Origin of the sequence: Halorhodospira halophila SL1 (assembly GCF_000015585.1) — a bacterium.
GTDB lineage: Bacteria > Pseudomonadota > Gammaproteobacteria > Nitrococcales > Halorhodospiraceae > Halorhodospira > Halorhodospira halophila.
Genome location: NC_008789.1, coordinates 1,483,312 through 1,506,455, shown reverse-complemented (window position 1 = coordinate 1,506,455; position 23,144 = coordinate 1,483,312). Strand labels below are relative to the sequence as shown.

Below are 23,144 nucleotides of genomic sequence, written 5' to 3'. Positions count from 1 at the left end.
GGACCTTCACAATACCATGGGGGGCATGGGGGCGTTGGCCCGGCCTGCTGGCACCGGGGCGTGACGCCCCGCGTCAGCAGGGCTATCCTGAACGGTTGGATTGGCGCATCTGCACGCAACCTAGAGGCACGACGCCCATGAAACGAACCGCAACCCTCCTCGTCGTCGCGCTGATACTGGCCCTGAACACCGCCCAGGCCGGGCAGCTACAGGCGCTGGAGGACTACTACCGCGACGTGGAGACCGTGCAGGGGGTATTCAACCAGTTTACGCTGGATGACCGGGGGCAGGTGATCGAGGAGTCCTCCGGCGACTTTGCCATCCACCGCCCGGACCGTTTCCACTGGTCCTACGCCGGGCCGTTCTCCCAGGAGATCATTGCTGACGGTGAGCGGCTGTGGGTCTACGACGTGGAGCTCGATCAGGTGACCGTGCGGGATCAGCGCGCCGTCCTCGGCAGTGCGCCGGCGCAGCTGCTCTCCGGCGACTACGCGGATCTCGAGGAACTCTTCGAGCTGGCCGAGACGGAGGACTACGTCCGGCTCACCCCCCGAGACGGCGGCGAGGCGTTCGACGAGGCCCGACTGGGCATGCGTGACGGCCACCCGAGCGCCCTGGAGATCGACGACGCCCTAGGGCAAGTGACCCGGGTCGAACTCGACGAGGTGCGGCTCAACGATGCCGTGGACGAAGAGCGCTTCCGCTTCGAGCCGCCCGAGGGGGTGGATGTCTACGAGGCCGATCCGGACGAGGGCATCCGTTGACGGCAGCGCCAAGCGCACCGCTGGCCGAGCGCATGCGCCCGAGGAGCATCGAGGAGATGGCCGGGCAGGGCCACCTTCTCGATACCGGTCGCGCGCTCGCGCAGAGCGTCGCGGCCGGACGGCCGCACTCCATGATCCTCTGGGGCCCGCCGGGGAGCGGTAAGACGACGCTCGCCGGTCTGGTGGCTGAGCACGCCGAGGCCCGGTTCCTCACCCTCTCCGCAGTTGCCGCCGGGGTGCGGGAGATTCGGGCCGCCATGGCCGAGGCGACCGACCTCTGGCAGGCCGGTCGGCGCACCGTACTCTTCGTCGATGAGGTGCACCGGTTCAACAAGGCGCAGCAGGACGCCTTCCTGCCCCATGTGGAGGACGGTACGGTGGTCTTCGTCGGGGCCACCACCGAAAACCCTTCCTTCGAGCTCAACAAGGCGCTGCTCTCCCGGGCGCGCGTCTACATGCTCCGCGCCCTGGACGAGGCGGCCCTGACGAACCTGCTCGAGCGGGCGCTGAGCGACCCGGAACGGGGGCTCGGTGGCCGCCAGCTGCAGGTGACGGAGGCGGCCCGGGCGCTGCTCCTGCGCGCAGCCGACGGGGATGCCCGGCGATTACTCTCGGCCCTGGAGATTGCCGCGGATCTGGCTGAATCGGGGGTGCTCGATGCCGAAGTGGTCACCGAGGCCGTGGCCGGCGGGGCCCGGCGTTTCGACAAGGGTGGCGACGACTTCTACGACCAGATCTCGGCGTTGCATAAGTCGATTCGTGGCTCGGATCCGGACGCCGCCCTGTACTGGTTGGCGCGCATGCTTGATGGCGGCTGCGACCCGCTCTACATCGCCCGTCGGCTGATCCGGGTGGCCTCGGAAGACATCGGCAATGCGGACCCCCGCGCCCTCCAGGTGGCGCTGAATGCCGCCGAGGCTTATGAGCGCCTGGGCTCGCCAGAGGGCGATCTGGCCCTGGCCCACGCCGCCGCGTACCAGGCCTCGGTCCCCAAGAGCAACCGTGTCTACACGGCCTGGCAGGCCGCCGAGCAGGACGTGCGCCGGCACGGCTCGCTGGAGGTGCCGATGCACCTGCGTAACGCCCCGACCGGGATGATGAAGGAGCAGGGCTTCGGTAGTGGTTACCGCTACGCCCACGACGAGCCGGAGGCCTTCGCCGCCGGCGTCGAGTACATGCCGGATGCGCTCGCCGGCACCCGTTACTATGAACCGAGCGATCGCGGGCTGGAGCAGCGCATCGCCGAGCGCTTCCGGCGGCTGCGTGCCCGGCAGGGGTGATCGGTGCCGTGGCGCCGACCGCCTGGAAGTCTTTAAAATGCCCGCCGCCCATGGCGCCCGCCCCGGAACAAGGAGCCTGCGACACCCATGATCGACCCCAAACTGCTGCGTAACGATCCCGAAGGCGTCGCCGCCAACCTGGCGCGGCGCGGATTCGAATTCGATGCGGCCGGCTACCGGGCGTTGGATGCTCGGCGGCGTGACCTTCAGCAGGAGACGCAGACCCTGCAGAACCAGCGCAACGAGCGCTCCAAGGAGATCGGAGCGGCCAAGAAGCGCGGTGAGGACATCGAGCCGCTGAAGGCGGAGGTGGGTCGCATCGCCGAGCGGCTGAGCGAGGCCGAAACGGCCCTGAACGAAGTGCAGGAGCAGCTCGATGAGCTGCATCTGGGCCTGCCCAATCTGCTCGATGAGCAGGTCCCCGATGGTCAGGACGAGGAAGACAACCGCGTACTTCGCCAGTGGGGCGGGATCCCGGCACTGTCCTTCAAGCCGCGGGATCACGTCGACCTCGGCGAGCTGCTGGGCGGGATGGATTTTGAGGCCGCCGCGCGTATTGCCGGGAGCCGCTTCGTCACCCTCAGCGGCCCGCTGGCGCGTCTGCACCGCGCCCTGACCCAGTTCATGCTCGACCTGCACTGCCGGGAGCACGGCTACACCGAGGTCTATGTCCCGTATCTGGTCAATGCCCGCTCCCTGACCGGTACCGGGCAGCTACCCAAGTTCGAGGACGACCTGTTTCGCGTCGAGCACGATCCGAGCCTTTATCTCGCCCCGACGGCCGAGGTGCCGGTGACCAACCTGGTCCAGGAGCGGATCGTCGAGGACGCCGACATGCCGTTGCGTTTCGTCTGCCATACGCCGTGCTTTCGCTCCGAGGCCGGCAGCTACGGCAAGGACACGCGCGGCATGATCCGTCAGCACCAGTTCGAGAAGGTCGAGCTGGTGCAGGTCGTGCGCCCCGGCGAGTCCTGGGATGCCCTGGAGGCTCTCACCGGCCACGCCGAGACCGTACTGCGCCGCTTGGCGCTGCCCTACCGGGTGGTCTCGCTGTGTGGCGGGGACATCGGCTTCTCGGCGGCGCGCACCTACGACCTGGAGGTGTGGCTGCCCGCCCAGGAGCGCTACCGCGAGATCTCCTCCTGCTCGAACTTCACCGACTTCCAGGCCCGCCGACTGCAGGCGCGCTGGCGCAATCCGGAGACCGGCAAGCCGGAGCCCGTGCACACCCTCAACGGCTCCGGACTGGCGGTGGGCCGCTGCCTGGTGGCGATCCTGGAGAACTATCAGGAGGCCGACGGCCGGGTGAACGTCCCCGAGGCCCTGGTCCCGTACATGGGTGGGCAACGGCTCCTGGGGGACTGAGCACCGCGGCGAGCCAACGCCCCGGGCGGACACGCGTCGCTGAATGCTAGGGAGAGGATCTCCGGGATGGAAAGAGGGGGCCGGGCATCGCGCCCGGCCCGATTCGTGCCCCGGTGTGGCGGGTTACTCGTTGGCCAGGCCAAGCAGGTGCAGCAGGCTGGTGAAGAGGTTGTAGATGGCCACGTAGAGGGTGATGGTGGCCATGATGTAGTTGTCCTCGCCGCCGTTTACCATCTCGCTGGTCTGATAGAGGATCAGCCCGCTCATCAGGATCATGAACATCACGCTGACCGCCAGCGACAGGCCCGGCATCTGCAGGAAGTACGCGGCCAGGGCGGCGACGAAGGCCACCAGGATGCCGGCGAAGAGGAAGCCGCGCATGAAGCTGAAGTCGCGCCGAGTGGCCAGGGCGTAGGCCGACAGGCCGACGAAGATCGCCGCCGTGCCCCCAAAGGCCATCATCACCGTCTGCCCGCCGTTGGGCAGCCCCAGGTAGAGGTTGATGATCGGCCCCAGGGTATAACCCATGAACCCGGTCAGGGCGAAGATCGAGGCCAGCCCCCAGACGCTGTTGCGAAGGTACTGGGTCAGGAACAGAAGGCCGAAGAAGCCGCCGAGGACGACGAAGATGTTCAGCCGCGGTGCGTCGGTGAGGACGGCCATGCCGGCCGTGACCGCGCTGAACGCCAGCGTCATCGACAGCAGGATGTAGGTGTTGCGGATCAGGCGGTTGGTGGCCAGCGCCTGGGTGGCGGCACCGCCAGTAGCCGTCGCGACGCGACTATCGGTATAGCGCTCGGACATAGGGTTTGCCTCCTTGTTCGTATCCGTGATCGTGGGCCGCAGGGTCTGCGGCTAGCGCGCCCATTATCGACGTTCCGGCCGGTCAACGCTACATTATCCGCCGGGTCGCGCCGTTTCGCTTGCACCCGGCATCCATTATGAATAGATTGGCGGCGCATTCGCGCCGACCGGGGCTGAGCGCGCCCGGGAAACGCTCGCCAGGAGGACAATCGCTTGAACATCGTCTGTCTCGATCTCGAGGGCGTGCTGGTTCCGGAGATCTGGATCAACCTCGCCGATATCACCGGTATCGACGCCTTCCGTGCCACGACGCGCGACGTGCCGGACTACAACGAGCTGATGACCATGCGCCTGGCGGACATGGACAGGCATGGCCTGGGGCTGGCCGACATCCAGTCCGTGGTCGCCCGGCTCGAGCCGTTGTCGGGCGCCCGGGAGTTCCTCGATGGCCTGCGCGCCGATTACCAGGTCATCATCCTCTCCGATACCTTCTACGAGTTCGCGCGGCCGCTGATGGCCCAGCTCGGCTGGCCGACGCTGTTCTGCCACAGCCTCGAGGTGACCGAGACGGGCCGGATTGCCGACTTCCACATCCGCCTGGCCGATCACAAGCGTCAGGCCGTGGAGTCGCTGCGCGGGCTCAACTTCCGTGTGGCCGCTGCGGGCGACTCCTACAACGACACGCGGATGCTCGGCGCAGCCGACCAGGGCATCTTCTTCTGCCCGCCTGCGGAGATCGCCGAGCAGTTCCCGCAGTTCCCCGTTACCCACGATTACGGCGCCCTGCGCCAGGCCTTGGACCAGGCCTTCGCACGCGCCTGATCGCGACCGCCCTGCGTCAGGGAAGGGGTCTCCATGCGAGTAGGTATCATCGCCGATACCCACGGCTTCCTCGACCCGCGCATCGCCGACCACATCGCCGAGTGTGACCTGGCGGTGCACGCTGGCGATGTGGGCGGGGCCGACGTGCTCTGCGCCATGCAGCCGCGGGAGGAGGTGATCGCCGTTCGTGGCAACGTCGACGGACCGGAGACGTGGCCGGACCACGAGGCCCATATGCTGGAGCAGCTGCCGGCCCATTCGGTGCTGGATCTGCCCGGGGGCGAGCTGGCGGTTATCCACGGGGACGGCTACGAGCCTGCCTCGCGGCGTCACGAGCGGCTGCGTGCGGCGTTCCCCCGGGTGCGCGCCATCGCCTGCGGGCACAGCCACCAGCTGGTCGTCGACGACGCCGCCGACCCCTGGGTGCTCAACCCGGGCGCGGCGGGCCGTGTGCGGGTGAAAGACGGGCCGTCGATGCTCATCCTCACCTGTCAGGAAGATGGCTGGTCCGTCCAGGTGGTGCAGCTGCCGCCGCGCAAGTACCGGGCCATCACCAGCAACGAGGAGTAGTCAGCGCTCGTGGGTGGCGTACCGCGCCAGCTTCGTGAGCTGCGCCAACGTATCGAGGGCGCCTTCGGCCCGCAGCGACCGCCGCTGCGTCGGCGTCTGGCCGGGCTGGAGCGCTGTGCCCGGCAGGGTCGCCCCTTCGACCGGGGAGTGGCCCGCCTGGAGCAGGATCTGGCCGACTCCGAGGCCGAGGTTACCCGGCGCCGGAGTGAGGCGATCGCCCTCGAGTACGACCCTGATCTGCCGGTGGTTCAGCGCCGCGAGGAGCTGCTCGAAGCGCTGCGTGAGCACCAGGTGGTGGTGGTCTGCGGGGCCACCGGCTCCGGGAAGTCGACCCAGCTCCCCAAGATGTGCATGGAACTCGGTCTCGGCACCCGGGGGCTGATCGGCCACACGCAGCCCCGGCGCATCGCCGCCCGGGCGCTCGCCGAGCGGCTGGCCGAGGAGACCGGAACCCGGGTCGGCGAGACGGTAGGCTACAAGGTCCGCTTTACCGACCAAGTCGGTGAGCAGAGTCGGGTCAAGCTGCTCACCGACGGCATGCTGCTGGCCGAGATCCAGTCCGATCGACACCTGGACGCCTACGACACCCTGATCATCGATGAGGCCCACGAACGCAGCCTCAACATCGACTTCATCCTCGGCTACCTGAAACGCCTCCTGCCGCGTCGTCCGGATCTGAAGGTCATCGTCACCTCGGCGACCATCGACCCGGAGCGTTTCGCCGAGCACTTCGACGGAGCGCCGGTGCGGGAGGTCTCCGGGCGGACCTACCCGGTGGAGATCCGCTATCGCCCTTATGAGGAGCGCGAAGGCGTCGAGCAGCCCCAGGCGGTGACCGAGGCGGTCCACGAGCTCGCCCGGGAAGGCCGTGGCGACGTGCTCGTCTTCCTCTCCGGGGAGCGGGAGATCCGCGAGTGCGCCGAGGCGCTGCGCAAGAACCCGCCCCGGGGTACCGAGATCCTGCCGCTCTACGCCCGACTCTCCAGCGCCGAGCAGCAGCGGGTCTTCCACCCCGGCTCCGGGGGGCGGCGGGTGGTGCTCGCCACCAACGTGGCGGAGACGTCCCTGACCGTCCCCGGGATCCGCTACGTGGTGGATACCGGGCGGGCCCGGATCAGCCGCTACAGCCACCGGACGAAAGTCTCCCGTCTGCCGGTGGAACCGATTGCTCAGGCCTCCGCGGATCAGCGCGCCGGCCGGTGTGGCCGCGAGGCCCCGGGTATCTGCATCCGCCTCTACAGTGAGGAGGATTACGAGAGCCGGCCCCGTTACACCGATCCGGAGATCCTGCGGACCAACCTCGCCGGCGTCATCCTGCAGATGAAGGCCATGGGTCTGGGCGACATCGAGCGCTTCCCCTTCGTCGAGCCCCCCGAGCGGCGCTATATCAACGATGCCCTGCGCCTGCTCTTCGAGCTCGGGGCGGTGGATGAAGGTCGCGAACTCACGGACCTGGGCCGCCGTCTGGCGCGGATCCCGGCGGACCCGCGCATCGGCCGCATGCTCCTCGCTGCCCGCGAGGCCGGTGTCCAGCGCGAGATCCTGATCATCGCTGCGGCACTGTCCGTGCAGGATCCCCGCGAGCGGCCCATGGAGGCGCAGGAGGCCGCCGATCGGGCCCACGCGCGGTGGCACGATCCGAAGAGCGATTTCGCCGCCCTGCTGCGACTCTGGGACGATTACCAGGCGCAGCGCCGCGGCCTTTCCCGGCGCAAGCTCACCCAGTGGTGCCGCGAGCATTTTCTGGCCCCGCAGCGCATGCGCGAGTGGGCCGATATCCGACGGCAGTTCGCCGAGATGCTCAAGGAGGCGGAACGCCTCCGCAGCAGCGGGGCCGGGGAGGCGCAGGACGCCACGCCTACGGCCCGGACCGCGGAGGCAGAGTTCCCCTACGAGGCGGTCCACCGGGCCCTGCTCACCGGCCTGCTCAGCCAGGTGGCCACCCTCCACGAGGACCGCATCTACCTGGGGGCACGCGGCGTCAAGCTGCAGATCTTCCCCGGTTCCGTGCTGGCACGGCGCCGGCCGAAGTGGATCGTCGCCGCTGAGCTGATGGAGACCAGTCGCCTCTTCGCCCGCACGGTCGCCGAGATCCGCCCGGAGTGGGTGGAACAGCTTGCCGGCCATCTGGTCTCGCGCAGCTACGGTGAGCCGCGCTGGGAGAAGCGCGCCGGGCGCGTCGTTACAGAAGAGCAGGTGAGCCTGTTCGGACTGACCCTGGTCGCCGGACGCAAGGTCGACTACGGGCGCATCGACCCGCAGGAGGCGCGGCGGTTGTTCCTGCGCGATGGTCTGGTCGCCGGCGAGATCCGCACCCGTGGCGCGTTCCTGGCCCACAACCAGGCCCTGGTCGACGAGGTGGAGCGCCTCGAGGCCAAGGCGCGGCGCCGTGACGTGCTCGTCGACGAGGAGCAGCTGGTGGCCTTCTACGACGCCCGCCTCCCGGCGCACATCCGCGACGCTCCGGCCTTTGAGCGCTGGCGGCGGCGGGCGGAACGCGACGACCCCCAGTGCCTGCACATGACCCGCGAGGCGCTGATGCGCCGGGAGACGGACGACATCTCGGCGGAGCAGTACCCGGATCGGCTGACGGTGGCCGGGGTGGAGGTGGCCCTGGAGTACCACCTGGAGCCGGGCAGCGAGCGGGATGGGGTGACCGCGCTGATCCCGGTGGCGGCGCTCAACCAGCTGCCGCCCGAGCCCTTCGAATGGCTGGTGCCGGGGCTGCTGCAGGAGAAGGTGACCGCGCTGATCCGCGGATTGCCCAAGGCCCTGCGCAAGCACTTTGTGCCGGCGCCGGATTTCGCCCGCGCCGTGCTCGAGGCCGTGCCCCATCGCGAAGGGGCGCTGACCGACGCGGTGGCCCGCCACCTGCAGCGTGTCACCGGGGTGGAGCTGCCGCCGGGTGCCCTGGAGGCCGTGGATCTGCCGGAGCACCTGCGTATGGCCTTCCGTGTGGTGGATCGCGACGGCCACACCCTGCAGGAGGGGCGTGACCTGCTCGTCCTGCAGGCGGGGCTGAGCGAGGCGGCCAGCGAGGAGTTTGCCGTCGCCGGCGGTGGCAGCGGGGCCGGCCCCGGTGCCGAGTGGCACCGCGAAGGCATCACCACCTGGGACTTCGGGCCGCTGCCGGAATCGGTGGTACTGGAAGAGGGCGGTGTCCGCTTCCACGGGTACCCAGCGCTGCGGGACGACGGCGACTCGGTGACGCGGCTCCTGCTCGATGCTGCCGAGCCCGCCGCGGCGCAGACCCACGCCGGGGTGCGCCGGCTGTTCATGCTGGCGTTGCCGCAGCAGGTGCGGGCGCTGCGCAAGCTCGATGAACTCAAGGCCCTGCGGTTGAAGTACCGCGGTCTGGGCAGCGATGACGAGCTGCGCGACGCGCTGCTGCGGGCGGTCTTCGACCGCTGTTTCCTCGCCGACGGGCTGCCCCGGGATGCCGACACCTTCGAGGACCGCCTGGCCGTCGGGCGTGGCGAACTGGTGCCGCGCGCCCAGTCGCTGTGCGCCGCCCTGGACGACGTCCTGACCCGTTACCAGTCGCTGCGCAAGGCGCTGAAACAGCTGAACAGCCCGGCGTTGCTCGAGAGCCTGCGGGATGTCGACGAGCACCTGAACAGCCTGGTCTACCCCGGCTTCCTGGAGGACCTCCCCCCGCAGCGCCTCGACGAGTTGCCGCGCTACCTGCGCGGCCTCGAGCGCCGGGTCGAGAAACTCAGACTCGACCCGGCCAAGGATCGCGCCCCGCTGCGCACCATCCGTCCCTGGCATGAGCGGGTGCACCAGCGTCTGGCCGCCCGGGCCGAGCGCGGGGTGCCGGATCCGGTCCTGCAGCGACTGCGCTGGATGCTGGAGGAGTACCGGATCTCGCTGTTCGCCCAGGACGTGGGTGCGCGGGAGAAGGTCTCGGAAAAGCGCCTCCAGGAACTCTGGCGGGAGGTGGCGTGAGCCGCCGCACGGCGGTGCTCGCTGGACCGCCGCAGTGGGGGCGCGACCTGGCCGCCGGGCAGCTGCCCGATAACGCCCGGATCTGTTGGATCGGCGAACCGCCGGCGGCGGGCCTGCCGGAGGCTGTCACCCGGCTGGCGGCGCGGGATGGTCGCCGGGTGCTCGGACGCACGGTGGATATCCTGGTCTACGATGCCCACGCCGGGCTCGACGCCGACGCCCTGGGCGCCGCGGCCGGTTCGCTGCGCGGTGGAGGCCTGCTGGTCCTGCTGACGCCGGCGTGGGCCGAGTGGCCGACCCGCCCCGATCCGCTACTCGGCCGGCTCATCCCGGCCGGACATGGGCGGGACGAGGCCGGTCAGCGCTTTCTGCGGCGCCTGATGGCCGAGCTTGAGCAGGATCCGAGCGTCACCCTCTGGACCCCGGAGCAGCCGCCGCCGGCACTCGAGCCGACGCCGCCGGCCGCGCCGGGCGGGGCCTACGCCTACGGCTGCCTCAGTGCCGATCAAAAGACCGCTGTGGAGGCGGTGATGCACGTAGTGACCGGCCACCGCCGCCGCCCGGCGGTGCTGACCGCCGATCGTGGCCGGGGCAAGTCCGCGGCCCTGGGCATCGCCGTGGGCGAACTGCTGCGTCAGCGGCGGGTGCAGCGGGTGGTGGTCACAGCGCCGACGATCCACGCCGCCGAGGGTCTGCTCGACCACGCGGCCGAGCGTTGCGGCGGGGAGCGGGTCGAGCGTCGGCGGCTGCGCTGCCACGGTGCCGAGGTGGTCTATCGCGAACCGGAGGCGCTGCGCGAACGCCCGGAGAGCGGCGATCTGCTGGCGGTGGACGAGGCCGCGGGGCTGCCCGTGGATCTCCTTGCCCAGTTGCTCGAGCACGCCGGGCGGATCGCGTTCGCCACCACCGTGCACGGCTACGAGGGCAGCGGTCGCGGCTTCGATCTGCGCTTCCGGGCCATCCTCGATGCCGAGACACCCGGCTGGCAGGCGGTCCGTCTTGAGGCGCCGATCCGTTGGGATCGCAACGACCCGCTGGAGGCGTGGTTGGGGCGGGTCCTCTGTCTGGACGCGGAGCCGGCCACCCTGGAGGACGGCGGCGGCTCAGCGGCGGAGATCGTCCCCGTCACGCAGGATGCGCTGGCGCAGGAGGAGCGCCGGCTGCGTCAGGCCTTCGGGTTGCTGGTGGCCGCCCACTACCGCACCCGCCCCTTCGACCTCCATCAGCTCCTCGATGGTCCGCGCCGCCACCTCTTCCTGGCGGAGGAGGCGGGTGCGGTGGTCGGGGTGGTGGTGGCCGCTGAGGAGGGCGGGCTGGACCCGGAAACGGCCCACGAAGTGTGGGCGGAGCGGCGTCGCCCCCATGGCCACTTGTTGCCGCAGGCGCTGGCCACCCACGCCGGGATCGAAATGGCCCCCACCGGCCGTGCCTTGCGCATCCAGCGCATCGCCGTGCATCCGCGGCGACGGGGGCACGGCATCGGTGCCGCACTGGTGGCTGCGGTGACCGAGCGGGCCCGCGGGGCCGGCTGTGCCCTGGTAGGGACCAGCTTCGGGGCGACCCCGGGGCTGATCGGCTTCTGGCGGGCCTGCGGAATGCACGCCGTGGCGGTGGGAGCCCGGCGGGACGCCGCCAGCGGCGAGCACTCGGCGTTGATGGCGCGGGGGCTGGATGAGCAGGGGGTTGCCTGGGTGCGCCAGGCCGGATTCCGGTTGGGTGCCGGAGCCCCCGCGCTCCTCGGGGAGCCCCTGGCGCGTATGGAGCCGCAGGTCGTGCTGGCGGTGCTGCGTGCGGCGCAGGGTGCCGAGCCGCCGGTGCTGAGCGATTGGCAGCGGCAGGAGCTGGTCGGGTTTGCCCACAGCCTGCGCGGCTACGCAGCAGCCCTGCCGGCGTTGTGGGTCCTGGCCGAGGTGGTGCTGATGGATCCGCACGGGTCGCGCGGGCGCATGGCGCATTGCGAGGCGGCCTTCATCGGCAAGGTCCTGCAGCACCGCCCGTGGGCGGATACGGCGCAGCGTCTGGGAGTCCCGGGGCGGCGCCCGGCGCTCGCGGCGCTGCGCCAGGCGGTGGCCGATTCACTCCCGGAATGACCGGCCGAGGGCCTCCATGCGCGCCCGCTGCTCGTACTCCTGCTGGCGCTCGATCTCCTCGGGGTCGTCCGGGTTCGCGGGGCAGCGGCCCGAATGGACCAGGGTCAGTCGGCTTAGGCACTCCTCGTAGAGTTCCGGGGTCTCGTAGTGGCACTGGCCGCAGTCGGGCATGTGCTGGGTCAGGGTCTCATTGCCCTCATTGAGGGCGATCCGCACCGAGGCGTCGTTCTTGCAAATGTGGTCGTGGTCGGTGACCACCACCTCGCCGTTGCCCTCGGGAATCTGCATCAGGCAGCGATCGCACAGCTCCCGGGTGCGCCGCTCGACCTCCTCGACGATGTGCGGATGCCGCGGGGCGAGCAGGTTGAAGCGTTCCCAGCTCTCCCGATCGTGCTGGCGTCGACCGCGGTCCGAGGAGGTCTCACTGCGGATGGGGATGTGGTGCCGAGGGTCCCCCTCGCTGGCAGCGCGGGCGGCCTCACGGGTCTCGCGCCGGCGGCGCTCCGAGCGGGCCGCGAGATCGAACTTCTTCACGGTCTCGGCCAGGTGGATGTCCTTGCCCTCGACGATGTAGGGCCGCAGTTCCGAGCTGCCCTCCGCCGCGTAGCCCTGGGGGGTGCCGTGGCTGGGCATGGGGGCCCAGAGGATGGGGCGGCCCGAGAAGGCCGCTGCGGTCTCGCAGGCTCGTCGCACCGCATTGGGGTTCACGCCGCGGCCGCCATCCAGGTGCAGGTGCTCCCGGGGCAGGGCGTAGATGACGTAGCGCTGCTGCTCCATCGGCGACTCGATCACCAGGCTGGCGTGATGACCTTCTGGGGAGTGCTGGTCGGTGGCCACCTCGAGTTCGGGCAGGCATTGACGGATGCTGTCGGCCAGCGCCGCGGAGAGTTCCGGGTAAGGCCCGCCGCGGGCGGCGACCTGCCGGCGGCGCTGCTCCCGCTCGCGCGCCTCGCGGTGCCGGCGCCAGGCGGGGATGAGCTTGCTCAGTGCGGCGCCGAAGCAGAGCAGCCCGAACAACAGGAAGACCGGTGCCAGCCCGCTGAGGGTTTCGTACACTGCCCGGGGTAGATCGGGGGCAGGACGGCTGATCAGACTAGGGAGCAGGCTGATGATGAAGAAGATGGCGGCGCCGCGCTGCCAGTACTTAACGTCCCGCGCCACCTGGGCGTTGAGGCCCTCGGCCTGGCGTTCGTAGGAAGCGGCCACCGCCCAGATGAGCAGTGCCAAGACAGTGGCTACGATACTGATGCCGGTCAGCGCCATGGCCCCGATCATAGAGCGGGTTTCCGGCGTCGGCAATGTGCCGCCGGACGGGGAGAGAACCCCCCGGGTTGGGTGAGCGACGGTATTTGCATTACCATCACCGGGTTATCACATCACGGAGGCTCCATGAGCGAGTACGAGCAAAACGTGAACACCGAGGAACATTCCGACCCGCGGGCGCTGAGCATCAGCGAGATCGTCGAGCAGATGCGCATCGTTCGGGTTCGGTACACCCTGGCCGACACCTCGGCCTACGTCCGCTACCTGCCGCGATTCGACCCGCAGCCTGAAGATCTGACCGTCCACGTTGACCCCTTCGCCGAGCACCACGAGGGTGCCGAGATCACCGGGGAGTTCCGGCTTCCGGAGCTGGTGAACGAGCTCATCCACGCCTATATCCGGGTCCACGTCTTCGCGAGCCGCGAGCAGCGCAACTACTTCGTCGGCGGTTTCGACAATGCACTGACGCAGCTCGATTTCGTCGGCGGTGGCTTCGGCTTCAATCGCCTGTGGATCACCGTGGGGACGACGAACATCGGCGTCCCGGTGTGCATCTATCTCGGGCAGCGGACCGCCGTGAACCGCCAGCCCACCGTCTCACTGGTCGACCACCGCGAAAGTTCCCGCGGTGATGTGGTCTACCGGGCCGTGGGTGGCTACGGCGATCACGTCGGCGAAGAGTACTTCTAGAGCACCAGGGGGGGCGAATCGTGCGTGCACAGAAAGGCCCGCTGAAAGGGCTGAATATTCCGTTGACGGGCACGGCCACGCTGATCGTGCTCGCTTTCCTCATCTTCGGTGCCTGGGATCCGGAATACGCCGAGACGGTCTTCGAGGGCATCAGCGGCTGGGTCATCGAGACCTTCAAGTGGTACTACATCGGGGTCGTCGCGTTCTTCCTGCTCTTCGCGCTGTTCCTGATGTTCAGCCGCTTCGGTGACCTCAAGCTTGGGGACGACGACCGGCCACCGGAGTTCAGTTACTTCGCCTGGTTCTCCATGCTCTTCGGTGCCGGTATGGGCATCGGCCTGTTGTTCTGGAGCATCGCCGAGCCGGTCTGGCACTTCCAGGGCAACCCCTTCATCGACGAGGGTGAGACGGCCGCCGCGGCTGACTCGGCCATGCGCCTGACCTACTTCCACTGGGGTATGCACCCGTGGGCCATCTACGCCATCGTGGCGCTTTCGCTGGCCTTCTTCTGCTACCGCAAGAAGCTGCCGCTGGCCATCCGTTCGGCGCTCTATCCGCTCATCGGCAACCGCATCTACGGCCCGATCGGCCACGCGGCGGACGTCCTGGCGGTCTTCGGCACCATCTTCGGCGTGGCCACCTCCCTGGGGTTCGGTGCAATCCAGATCAACACCGGCCTCAACGAACTCACCGGGCTTGAGCTCAGTGTCACCAACCAGCTGCTGATCGTCGCCGTGGTCACCCTGATTGCCGTGGGTTCGGTGATCTCCGGCGTGGGGCGGGGCGTGAAGGTCCTCTCGCAGCTGAACCTGATCCTCAGCGCCGTGATCCTGCTCTTCTTCCTGAGCTTCGGGCCGACCCTTTATCTGCTCTCGAGCTTCGTCCAGGGCATCGGCGACTACCTGCAGAACGTGGTCTACCTCAGCTTCTGGACCGACGCCAGCGGGGCCCGTGAGGCCGGCGACTGGCAGCTCTCGTGGACGGCCTTCTATTGGGGCTGGTGGATCGCCTGGGCCCCCTTCGTGGGTATGTTCATCGCCCGCATCTCCCGCGGTCGCACCATCCGCGAGTTTCTGGGCGGCGTGCTGCTGGTGCCGACCCTGCTCGCCCTGGGCTGGCTGACCGTCTTCGGTGGCACCGGCCTGTACCAGGAGCTCTTCGGTGCCGGGGGGCTGGTCGAGGCGGTGTCCGAGGATGAGACCATCGCCCTTTACTACACCATCGAAGCGGTGGCCCCCGGGGTGATTGCCACCATCTTTGCGGCGATCGCCACGGTCCTCATCGCCACCTACTTCATCACCTCGTCGGACTCGGCGACGCTGGTGGTGACCATGCTGCTGTCTGTCGGCAACACCGAGCCGCCGACCTACCAGCGGGCCTTCTGGGGCGTGGCCGAAGGCTGCGTGGCCGCGGTACTGCTGGTGGCTGGTGGCTTGGTTGCCCTGCAGGCGGCGGCCATCGTCGCGGCGTTGCCGTTCTCGCTGCTGATGCTGCTGATGTGCTACGCCCTGATCCGCGGGCTGCAGGAGGAGAAGCGGCGTATGCAGCTCTCCTGGCAGCCGGGGCAGGGGCCGCCGGCGGCACCGCATCTGTGAGCGGTTGTGAGCGGTGACCCGGACCCCCGTCGCGCGCCCTGGGAGGCGCGCTGGCGGGAAGGGCGCACCGGCTGGGACCGGGGCGGGGTAAGCCCCACCCTGGAGGCCTGGCTGTCGGCTGGGGTGATCCCCGGCCGGCGCGTCCTGGTCCCCGGGGCCGGGCGGGGCTACGAGGTCGAGGCCCTGGCCCGGCGCGGCTATAAGGTCACGGCGGTGGATATCGCCGCCGAGGCCTGTCAGCAACTACGCGACGGCCTGGACGCGGCCGGGGTGGAGGCCCGGGTGGTCCAGGCCGATCTGCTGGCCTGGCAACCGGACACCCCCTTCGACGCCGTCTACGAGCAGACCTGCCTGTGTGCCCTGGATCCGGCCGACTGGCCGGCCTACGAGCAACGCCTGTACGGCTGGTTGCGCCCCGGTGGGGTGCTACTGGCGCTGTTCATGCAGACTGGGGCCTCCGGTGGCCCACCCTTCCACTGTGCCCTCCCCGAGATGGCGACGCTGTTCGACAGCGAGCGCTGGCAGTGGCCGGCCGAGCCGCCGCGCCAGTGGCCCCACCCCAGCGGCCGCTGGGAGGAGGCGGTGCGGCTGCTGCGGCGTTGATCGCCGGCCGTCCCGATACCGCCGATCCCCCTTCGAAAATCCAGCCGACGCGGGCACCATAGGGGCCGGACCAACCGGGGGCAGCCCCATGATCGCGACCGCCATCGAAGCCGGCACCAACATCCTCGACATCACCGTGGCCGTGGCGCCGTGGCTGCTAATCGGCCTGGCCCTGGGGGCGGTCGTCCAGGTATTGGTTCCCACGGACCGGCTCCGGCAGTGGCTGGGCGGGCAGGGCATCGGTGCGGTGTCCCGGGCGGCGGTGATCGGTGCCCCGCTGCCGCTCTGCTCCTGCGGTGCCATCCCCACCGCGCTTTCCCTCCACCGCAACGGAGCGTCGCGGGGGGCGTCGACGGCCTTCCTGGTGGGTACGCCGGGGATCGGCATCGACTCCGTGGTGCTGACCTGGGTGCTGATGGGCCCGTTCATGGCGGGCTCTCGGGTGGTCGGCGCCGTGGCTACGGCCATCGCCACCGGGCTGGCCGTGGAGCGGGTTGCGCCGGGGCCGGTGGGGCCGGCGAGCCAGCGCGACGGCTGCTGCGACGCGGGTTGTGACGGGGGCGCGGCGGCCGAGGAGAGTGCTGCCAAGGGCGGCCCGCTCCGCCGCATGGGCCGGGTGATGCTCGAACTCATCGACGACATCGGCACCTGGGTGGTCATCGGCCTGATCCTGGCCGGGCTGATGCTCACCTTCGTTCCCCCGGGATCGCTGGCCACCTGGGGCAGCGGCCTGTTGGCCATGGCCGTGCTGGCCCTGGTGGGAATCCCGCTGTACATCTGCGCCACGGCGGCCACACCGGTGGCTGCGGCGATGCTGATCGCTGGGGTCTCCCCCGGGGCGGTGCTGGTCTTCCTCATCGCCGGACCGGTCACTAGTCTGGCCACGCTGCTGGTTCTGCGGCGCGAACTGGGAACTGCCGCGGTGACCGCCTACCTGGGGAGCATTGTCGCCGCGGCCCTGGCCGTAGGCCTGCTGATCGACGGGGTGGTGTCGCTGGGCGGGCTGGAGCCGACGGCGATGGTCGGGGCAGCCCGGGAGGTGTGGCCGGACTGGATCGAGCGCACCGCCGCCGGCGTCATGCTCACGCTGATCTTCGCCCCGGCTCGGCGGGCGGTCTGGCGCGCCGCCCACTGGGCCTGGTTCGTGGCGCGCGGTGGGCGAAGCGCCCGCGCCTAGCTGAACAGGCGCAGCAGCGTCTGGCGGGCTGTCTCGGGCTCGAAGGGCTTGTCGCAGATGGTGTCCACCCCGGCCTGGGCGACCCCCGCCAGGCTGGCCTGATCCGGCGTCGAGCTGATCATGAGGATGGGCAGGTGGAGGAACTCCGGCTGCTGGCGGACGTAGCGGGCCAGCTCGGCGCCGTCCATCTCCGGCATGTTGTAGTCGGTGACGATCAGATCGAAGCTCGATCGGTGCAGCGCCTCCACCGCCTCCCGGCCATTGCTGGCCTCGACGAAGTGATCCGCGCCCAGGGTCTCGAAGACCCGGCGCAGGTAGCTGCGGGCCATGCGGCTGTCGTCCACCAGCAGGAAGCGCAGGGTGGTGATGTCCACGTGGTCGAGTTCGAACTCCTGCTCGCTGAGCAGATCGACGCTGGCGCGCACCGCCCGGTCCAAGTCCTCGGCGGAGAACGGTTTGGGCAGGATGGCCATGACCCCGGATTGGCGCAGGGTCTCTAGCTGCTGGCGGTCGCGCACGCTGGAGACCAGCATGAAGGGCTGATCGGCCGTGGCCGGGTCGTTGCGCAGCTCCAGCAGGAAGTCCTCGGCGGTGCCGTCGGGCAGGTACATGGCGCTGATCACCAGATCCGGCCGCATGGCCCGGAAGCGTTCGCGGGCCTCGGCCAGCGAGGCGGTCGCCTCCAGGTGGTGAATGCCGGCCTCGCGCAGGCTCTCGGCGAGGATGCGGCGCTGCACGTCCGAGGGCTCCACCAGCAGCACGGCGAGCTCGGAGACGGTGATGGTCGGGGTCATACCCTGGCTCCTTGCAATGATTCCGACCGCTGGCAGTATGCGCCAGGGCGGCGGTTGCGGCTAGCCTTCGGCGAACCGGTCCGGGTAGCGCTCCCGGGCGCGGGCGATCTTCGGCGCGATCATCGCCCGGCAGTAGGGCGCCTCCGGGGCGCCGTCGTAGTAGCGCTGGTGCTCTGGCTCGGCGGGATAGAAGGTGTAGAGGGGCTCCACCTCGGTGACCACCGGTGCCGGCAGTTCGCCGGCGGCGTCGATCTCGCCGATCACCTCGACGGCGGTGCGCCGCTGCTCCTCGTCGGTGTAGAGAATGATGGAGCGGTACTGGCTGCCCACATCCGGCCCCTGCCGGTTGCGCTGCGTGGGGTCGTGGATGGTGAAGAAGACCTCGAGCAGCTCACGGTAGCTGATCTGCTCGGGGTCGAAGCGCACCTGCACCACCTCGGCGTGGCCCGTGGTGCCGGTGCAGACCTGGCGGTAGGTGGGGGCCTCGACCTCGCCGCCGGCGTAGCCGGAGACGACGGCCTCCACGCCCCTTAGGCGCTGGAAGACCCCCTCGATGCACCAGAAGCAGCCGCCGCCGAAGGTCGCCGCGCGGGTCTCTGCCATGATCACTCCTCCTGCCCGTGAACACCCTGCCATTGTGGCATCGTCCGCCGCCGGACGCGCGGGGGGCCGCGCCCGGCGGCGACGCCCCTAGAAGCGCCAGTTGGCCGAGGTGGTGAAGACCTGGACGTTGGACTCGTACTCGCCGGTGACGCCACCGAAGTCCTCGGCTACCTCGATGTCGGCGTCGTCGAGCCAGATGTAGGTGTAGCCGAAGTCGACGCGGAGCTGATCGGCCTGGGCGGGGGACCAGGTACCGCCGACGGCCAGCCAGGTGCGGTCCTCGTCGGGGATGCGCGGCGTGCGGTTGCTGTCGCCGGTGGGGGTCTGGTCGTAGGCGAGGCCGGCCCGCAGGTCCCACTGCTCGCTGGCGTCGTAGCGGGTGCCCAGGGAGAGGAACCAGGTGTCGTCCCAGTCGTATTCTTCGTAGGCCTGCTCGTCAGTAACTGCGTAGGAATTTTGTCCCTGAGGAATTCCGACAATACCGTCATCGAACTCAATGGCGAGCTCCTCGAAATCGCTCCACTGGGTCCAGGTGGCGTCGGCGAGCAGGGTCCATTGCGGGTCCAGCTGGTGGCTGACGCCGAGGTTGAGGCTGGCCGGGATATCCAGATCCGCCTCGCCACCGGTCTCATCCACGGTGACACCCCCATCATCCACTAACTCCGCCTCGCCGGAGAGGGTATGGCCGAGGCCGTGGCGGTAGGCGACGCCGAGTTGGGTGTCCTCGGTGACGGCGTAGTGGGCGCCCAGGTTGAAGCTATACGACCAGCTGTCGCCGTCGACGGTGAGTTTCCCGTCGTTAGCTGGTGTTGGTGTTGGTGTTGGTGTTGCAGGCGTTGTAGAAAAATCTGTCTCCGGCGCCATTGTGGACAACGTCGCATCGGCGTACTGGGCCGACACCCCGAGGCCCAGGGCGAGCTGCTCGTCCAACCGCCAGCCGAGCTGCGGGTTGATGTCGACGGTGACCAGATCGGTGTTGACGGCGTCGTAGCGGCCCACCCAGTCCTCGGGGTAGTCGGTCTCCAGGCCGTAGGGGACGTTGATGCCGAGGCCGGCGCGCAGGTCCGGGGCCAGGTCGAAGCCGGCGTAGAAGACCGGGGCCAGGGCGCTCTCGCCGCCGCTGGCACTCAGCTGGCCGGTGTCACCGCCAACCGCACTCCAGCCAGGGTCGCTGTCTGCCTCAAAGTCGAAGGTCGGGTCGATGTAGCTCAGCACCAGCTCGGCCTCGGGGCCGCGGCCGGCGTGGACCCCCAGGGTGGCGGGGTTGAAGAACATGTGGCTGATGTCCCCGGCGTCGGCGCTGCGCCCGGCGAAGGCGCTGGCGAGCAGCGAGGCGCTCTGCTCCTGGAGCTGGAAGGCGGCGCCGTGGGCGCTGGTGGCGATGCCGCCGAGGGCGAGCAGGCAGGGCGCGAAGTAGACGGCACGGCGTGTCAGGCGCATGGTTTCCTCCTGGCGCTGGGTGTTGTTGTTGTGTCGTGGTCAGCCGTTCCTCCGGGTCACGCGGCCGCCCACCGGGGCGGGCAGCGGTTCAACGGTAGGCCGGTCTTTGCTGCGGGATCAATAGCTTGGCCGAACGGGTTGTGTGCACCTGCAGCACCCCGGTGCGCCGCGCCGCCCGGCGCGTTGCTTGATCTCTGCCGGCGGGCTCGTAGACTGGGCGGCGTCACCACCCACGTGACGGCGGCCTCACACCGCGCAGGCCGCCGCAGCCAAGGGACAGAACATGACCGCAGAGACGGACAACGCTGCCGGGATCGGCCTCGAGCACGCCCGGCGGCTCTTTCGGGGCTCGCCCCACGGGGCCCTCATCGGCCTGGAGCTGGTGGAACTCGGTGCCGAGTACCTGATCGCCCGGGTGCCGTACCGCCCGGAGCTGATCGGCAACCCCGAGACCGGGCACATCCACGGCGGGGTGATCACCACCTTGATCGATCAGAGCTGCGGGGCGGCCGTGCTGATGGCCACCGGCCCGGAGGAGCGTATCGTTACCCTCGATCTGCGGGTCGATCACCTGCGGCCGGCGGCCCCGGGGCGGGATGTCTACGCCCGCTGCGAGTGCTACCGCCTGGCCAACGAGGTGGCCTTCGCCCGGGCCGTCGCCTACGAGGATGACCCGGCGGAGCCCTTCGCTACCAGCATGAGCGCCTTCATGCGCCTGCGCGAGGGGGTGGGGCGTGGCTGAACTGCTGGAACAGGTTCGCGCCGCCCGTGCCGCCGGCGATTACGAACGCCTCACCGACCTGGTGCCCTACGCCCGCTTGATCGGCATGCGCTTCGAGGCGTGCCCCGAGGGCGAAGGCCTGTGCATCCGCCTGCCGTACCGGGACGATCTCATTGGCCGGCCGGGCAGCGGCTCGCTGCACGGCGGGCTGCTGGGGGCCTTCCTGGAGCACGGCGCGATCATGCAGATCCTCTGGGAGGGGCAGAGCTGCTATCTGCCGCGCATCATCAACTTCCACGTCGACTACCTGCGCCGCGGGGCGCAGGAGACTACCTACGCCGCCGTGGAGATCCGACGTCAGGGGCGCCGCGTGGCCAACGTCCACGCCAGCGCCTGGCAGTCGGATCCCAAGCGTCCCATCGCTGCGGCGCGGGGGCACTTCCTGCTGACACCGCCGGAGGGGACCGACTGATATGACCGAGTCGACGCCGCAGCCGCCCCGGGCCGCCGAGACCCCCGAGGTGATCGAACGCTTCGGGGTGCGCCGCACCGACCCCTACGCCTGGTTGCGCGATCCGAACTGGCGGGAGGCGATGCTCGACCCGCAGCAGCTGCAGTCGTCCATCCGTGCCCACCTGGAGGCCGAGAACGCCTACACCGAGGCGGTGCTGCAGCCGGTGGCCGGGCTGCGTGAGCGGCTTTTCGCCGAGCTGCGCGGGCGGATCAAGGAGGAGGACGCCTCGGTCCCCGATCCCGACGGCGCCTACGAGTACTATGTCCGCTTCCGCGCCGGCGGGCAGCACCCGGTGGCCTGCCGTCGGCCTCGCGGGGGCGGGGCCGAGGAGGTGCTGCTCGATGGCGACGCCCTGGCCGAGGGGCACGCTTACTTCCAGCTCGGCGACTGGGCGCACAGCGACGACCACCGCTACCTGGCCTACGCCGTGGATACCAGCGGTGCCGAGGCGTACACCATTCGCTTTCGGGATCTTGCCGGTGGGGCCGATCTGCCGGATGCCCTGGAGCAGGCCCGCGGCGACTTCGTCTGGGCCGGCGACGGCCAGACCCTGCTCTATACGGTGCTCGATGACGAGCACCGGCCGCGCTGGGTTTATCGCCACTGTCTTGGCACCGATTCGGCCAGCGACGCGCTGGTCTACGAGGAGACTGATCCGGGGTTCTTCGTCGGCCTGGACCGCACCGAGAGCCGGCGCTACGTGCTCATTGAGACCCACGATCACACCACCTCGGAGGTCCACGCTGCGCTGGCCGACGACCCGGCGGCCGGCTTTCGCTGCCTCATGCCCCGCGAGCGCGGGGTGGAGTACGCAGTCAGCGACAGCGGCGACCGCTGGCTGATCCTGACCAACCGGCAGGCGCAGGACTTCCGCATCGTCCAGGCGCCCCTGGAAGCCCCGGAACCGGGGCATTTCGAAGAGGTCGTGCCCCACCGCCCCGGGGTGCTGATCCACGATATGCTGCTGTTCCGGGAGCACCTGGTGCGCCTGGAGAGCGAGGATGCGCTGCCGCGCATCGTGGTCCGTCGTCTGGGCGACGGCGCCGAGCACAGCGTCGCCTTCGACGAGGCGGCCTACGCGCTGGGCATCTCGGGCGGCTTCGAGTACGACACCACCACCCTGCGCTTCAGCTACTCGTCGTTGACGACGCCGGGCCGGGTCTACGACTACGACATGGAGACCCGGGTGCGCAGCTTGCGCAAGGAGCAGGAGATCCCTAGCGGGCACGATCCGGCCGCCTACGTGGCGCACCGCATCGAGGCCACGGCCCCGGATGGTGAGCGGGTGCCGATCTCGCTCGTCCACCGCGCGGATCTGCAGCCGGGCCCGGATACCCCGCTGTGGCTCAACGGCTACGGTGCCTACGGCATCAGCCAGCCGGCGGCCTTCTCGCCGCATCGACTGTCGCTGGTCGACCGCGGCTTCGTCTTCGCCATTGCTCACGTGCGCGGCGGCAAGGAACGCGGCTACCGCTGGTACGACGCCGGCAAGCTCGAGCACAAGCCGAATACCTTCAGCGACTACATCGCCTGCGCCGAGCACCTGATCGACGCCGGTTACACCGGGGCCGGGCGGGTGGTGGTCCACGGCGGCTCGGCCGGCGGCATGCTCGTCGGCGCCGTGCTCAATCAGCGCCCGGAGCTCTTCGGGGCCGCGGTGGCGGATGTGCCCTTTGTGGATGTGCTCAACACCATGAGCGACCCGAGCCTGCCGCTCACCCCGCCGGAGTGGCCGGAGTGGGGCAACCCCATCGAGGACGAGCGGGCTTTCCATACCATCCTCGGCTACTCGCCCTACGAGAACATCCAGGCGCAGGCCTATCCGCCCATCCTGGCCACCGCCGGGGTCTCGGATCCGCGGGTGACCTACTGGGAGCCGGCCAAGTGGGTGGCCCGTCTGCGTGCCCTGAAGACCGACGACAACCCGCTGCTGCTGCAGACCAACATGAGCGCCGGCCACGCCGGGCCGGGCGGTCGCTTCGACTACCTGGAGGAGGCGGCCTTGCGCTTTGCCTTCGTGCTCTGGGTCTTCGGCCGGGCCGTGGGCTGATCGGCCCGCCGCGCAGGGCCCGGCCCGCCGCCGGAGAGATCATCCGGTGAC

The 23,144-nt window shown here is 69.7% G+C and carries 19 protein-coding genes; 14 read left to right on the top strand and 5 right to left on the bottom strand.

Features of this window, described 5'->3' with window-relative positions:
- Nucleotides 1-137: 137 nt before the first annotated feature.
- From lolA to serS, 3 genes are all read left to right on the top strand, one after another.
- Complete coding sequence (gene lolA / locus HHAL_RS07055) at nt 138-764, top strand: outer membrane lipoprotein periplasmic chaperone LolA (protein WP_011814183.1); 627 nt, start codon at nt 138-140, stop codon at nt 762-764.
- Nucleotides 761-2,044 (top strand): replication-associated recombination protein A, encoded by a 1,284-nt coding sequence (locus HHAL_RS07050; protein WP_011814182.1) that lies wholly within the window; start codon nt 761-763, stop codon nt 2,042-2,044. Before lolA ends, HHAL_RS07050 begins: the two co-directional genes overlap by 4 nt.
- Nucleotides 2,045-2,131: 87 nt before the next feature.
- A complete protein-coding gene (gene serS / locus HHAL_RS07045; protein WP_011814181.1) occupies nt 2,132-3,409 on the top strand; it encodes a serine--tRNA ligase in 1,278 nt (425 codons plus the stop codon).
- A 123-nt stretch (nt 3,410-3,532) separates the two neighbouring features.
- Here the strand turns inward: serS and HHAL_RS07040 are convergent, their stop codons facing one another.
- Complete coding sequence (locus tag HHAL_RS07040; protein WP_011814180.1) at nt 3,533-4,213, bottom strand: Bax inhibitor-1/YccA family protein; 681 nt, start codon at nt 4,211-4,213, stop codon at nt 3,533-3,535.
- Nucleotides 4,214-4,426: 213 nt separating this feature from the next.
- On the opposite strand from HHAL_RS07040, the gene thrH reads away from it, so the two are divergent.
- Genes thrH through HHAL_RS07020 form a run of 4 tightly spaced genes read left to right on the top strand, consistent with a single transcriptional unit; the run spans nt 4,427 to nt 11,643 of the window.
- On the top strand, nt 4,427-5,035 hold the full coding sequence (gene thrH / locus HHAL_RS07035; protein ID WP_011814179.1) for a bifunctional phosphoserine phosphatase/homoserine phosphotransferase ThrH: 609 nt from the start codon (nt 4,427-4,429) through the stop codon (nt 5,033-5,035).
- Nucleotides 5,036-5,068: 33 nt separating this feature from the next.
- Nucleotides 5,069-5,605 carry a metallophosphoesterase family protein gene (locus HHAL_RS07030; protein ID WP_011814178.1) on the top strand — a complete coding sequence of 179 codons (537 nt, stop codon included), beginning with the start codon at nt 5,069-5,071 and terminating at the stop codon, nt 5,603-5,605.
- 9 nt (nt 5,606-5,614) lie between these two features.
- Nucleotides 5,615-9,553: an ATP-dependent RNA helicase HrpA gene (gene hrpA, locus HHAL_RS07025; protein WP_011814177.1), complete on the top strand. Its 3,939-nt coding sequence runs from the start codon at nt 5,615-5,617 to the stop codon at nt 9,551-9,553.
- Nucleotides 9,550-11,643: a tRNA(Met) cytidine acetyltransferase TmcA gene (locus tag HHAL_RS07020; protein ID WP_011814176.1), complete on the top strand. Its 2,094-nt coding sequence runs from the start codon at nt 9,550-9,552 to the stop codon at nt 11,641-11,643. The genes hrpA and HHAL_RS07020 overlap by 4 nt, the downstream gene beginning before the upstream one ends.
- Here HHAL_RS07020 and HHAL_RS07015 read toward each other — a convergent pair.
- Complete coding sequence (locus HHAL_RS07015) at nt 11,629-12,918, bottom strand: hypothetical protein (RefSeq protein WP_011814175.1); 1,290 nt, start codon at nt 12,916-12,918, stop codon at nt 11,629-11,631. The genes HHAL_RS07020 and HHAL_RS07015 overlap by 15 nt on opposite strands.
- A gap of 114 nt (nt 12,919-13,032) precedes the next feature.
- Between HHAL_RS07015 and HHAL_RS07010 the strand changes: the two genes are divergently transcribed.
- The 4 genes from HHAL_RS07010 (at nt 13,033) to HHAL_RS06995 (ending at nt 16,971) form a co-directional block, all read left to right on the top strand.
- Nucleotides 13,033-13,596 (top strand): hypothetical protein, encoded by a 564-nt coding sequence (locus HHAL_RS07010; RefSeq protein WP_011814174.1) that lies wholly within the window; start codon nt 13,033-13,035, stop codon nt 13,594-13,596.
- 20 nt (nt 13,597-13,616) lie between these two features.
- Nucleotides 13,617-15,191: a BCCT family transporter gene (locus tag HHAL_RS07005; RefSeq protein WP_011814173.1), complete on the top strand. Its 1,575-nt coding sequence runs from the start codon at nt 13,617-13,619 to the stop codon at nt 15,189-15,191.
- Between the two features lie 6 nt (nt 15,192-15,197).
- Nucleotides 15,198-15,794, top strand: a complete 597-nt coding sequence (locus HHAL_RS07000; RefSeq protein WP_011814172.1) for a methyltransferase domain-containing protein — start codon at nt 15,198-15,200, stop codon at nt 15,792-15,794.
- Nucleotides 15,795-15,882: 88 nt separating this feature from the next.
- Nucleotides 15,883-16,971, top strand: coding sequence for an SO_0444 family Cu/Zn efflux transporter (locus HHAL_RS06995; RefSeq protein WP_011814171.1), 1,089 nt, complete (start codon nt 15,883-15,885; stop codon nt 16,969-16,971).
- Here HHAL_RS06995 and HHAL_RS06990 read toward each other — a convergent pair.
- From HHAL_RS06990 to HHAL_RS06980, 3 genes are all read right to left on the bottom strand, one after another.
- Nucleotides 16,968-17,765: a response regulator transcription factor gene (locus HHAL_RS06990; RefSeq protein ID WP_011814170.1), complete on the bottom strand. Its 798-nt coding sequence runs from the start codon at nt 17,763-17,765 to the stop codon at nt 16,968-16,970. The genes HHAL_RS06995 and HHAL_RS06990 overlap by 4 nt on opposite strands.
- A gap of 60 nt (nt 17,766-17,825) precedes the next feature.
- Nucleotides 17,826-18,368 (bottom strand): peptide-methionine (S)-S-oxide reductase MsrA, encoded by a 543-nt coding sequence (gene msrA / locus HHAL_RS06985; protein ID WP_011814169.1) that lies wholly within the window; start codon nt 18,366-18,368, stop codon nt 17,826-17,828.
- Between the two features lie 87 nt (nt 18,369-18,455).
- A complete protein-coding gene (locus tag HHAL_RS06980) occupies nt 18,456-19,808 on the bottom strand; it encodes an OmpP1/FadL family transporter (protein ID WP_011814168.1) in 1,353 nt (450 codons plus the stop codon).
- A gap of 283 nt (nt 19,809-20,091) precedes the next feature.
- Here HHAL_RS06980 and HHAL_RS06975 point away from each other — a divergent pair, with 283 nt between their 5' ends.
- Genes HHAL_RS06975 through HHAL_RS06965 form a run of 3 tightly spaced genes read left to right on the top strand, consistent with a single transcriptional unit; the run spans nt 20,092 to nt 23,093 of the window.
- Nucleotides 20,092-20,550, top strand: a complete 459-nt coding sequence (locus HHAL_RS06975; RefSeq protein WP_011814167.1) for a PaaI family thioesterase — start codon at nt 20,092-20,094, stop codon at nt 20,548-20,550.
- Nucleotides 20,543-21,001, top strand: a complete 459-nt coding sequence (locus tag HHAL_RS06970; protein WP_011814166.1) for a PaaI family thioesterase — start codon at nt 20,543-20,545, stop codon at nt 20,999-21,001. Before HHAL_RS06975 ends, HHAL_RS06970 begins: the two co-directional genes overlap by 8 nt.
- A 1-nt stretch (nt 21,002) precedes the next feature.
- The gene (locus HHAL_RS06965; protein WP_011814165.1) at nt 21,003-23,093 is read left to right on the top strand and encodes a S9 family peptidase; all 2,091 of its coding nucleotides are present in this window, start codon (nt 21,003-21,005) and stop codon (nt 23,091-23,093) included.
- The last annotated feature ends 51 nt before the right edge of the window (nt 23,094-23,144 follow it).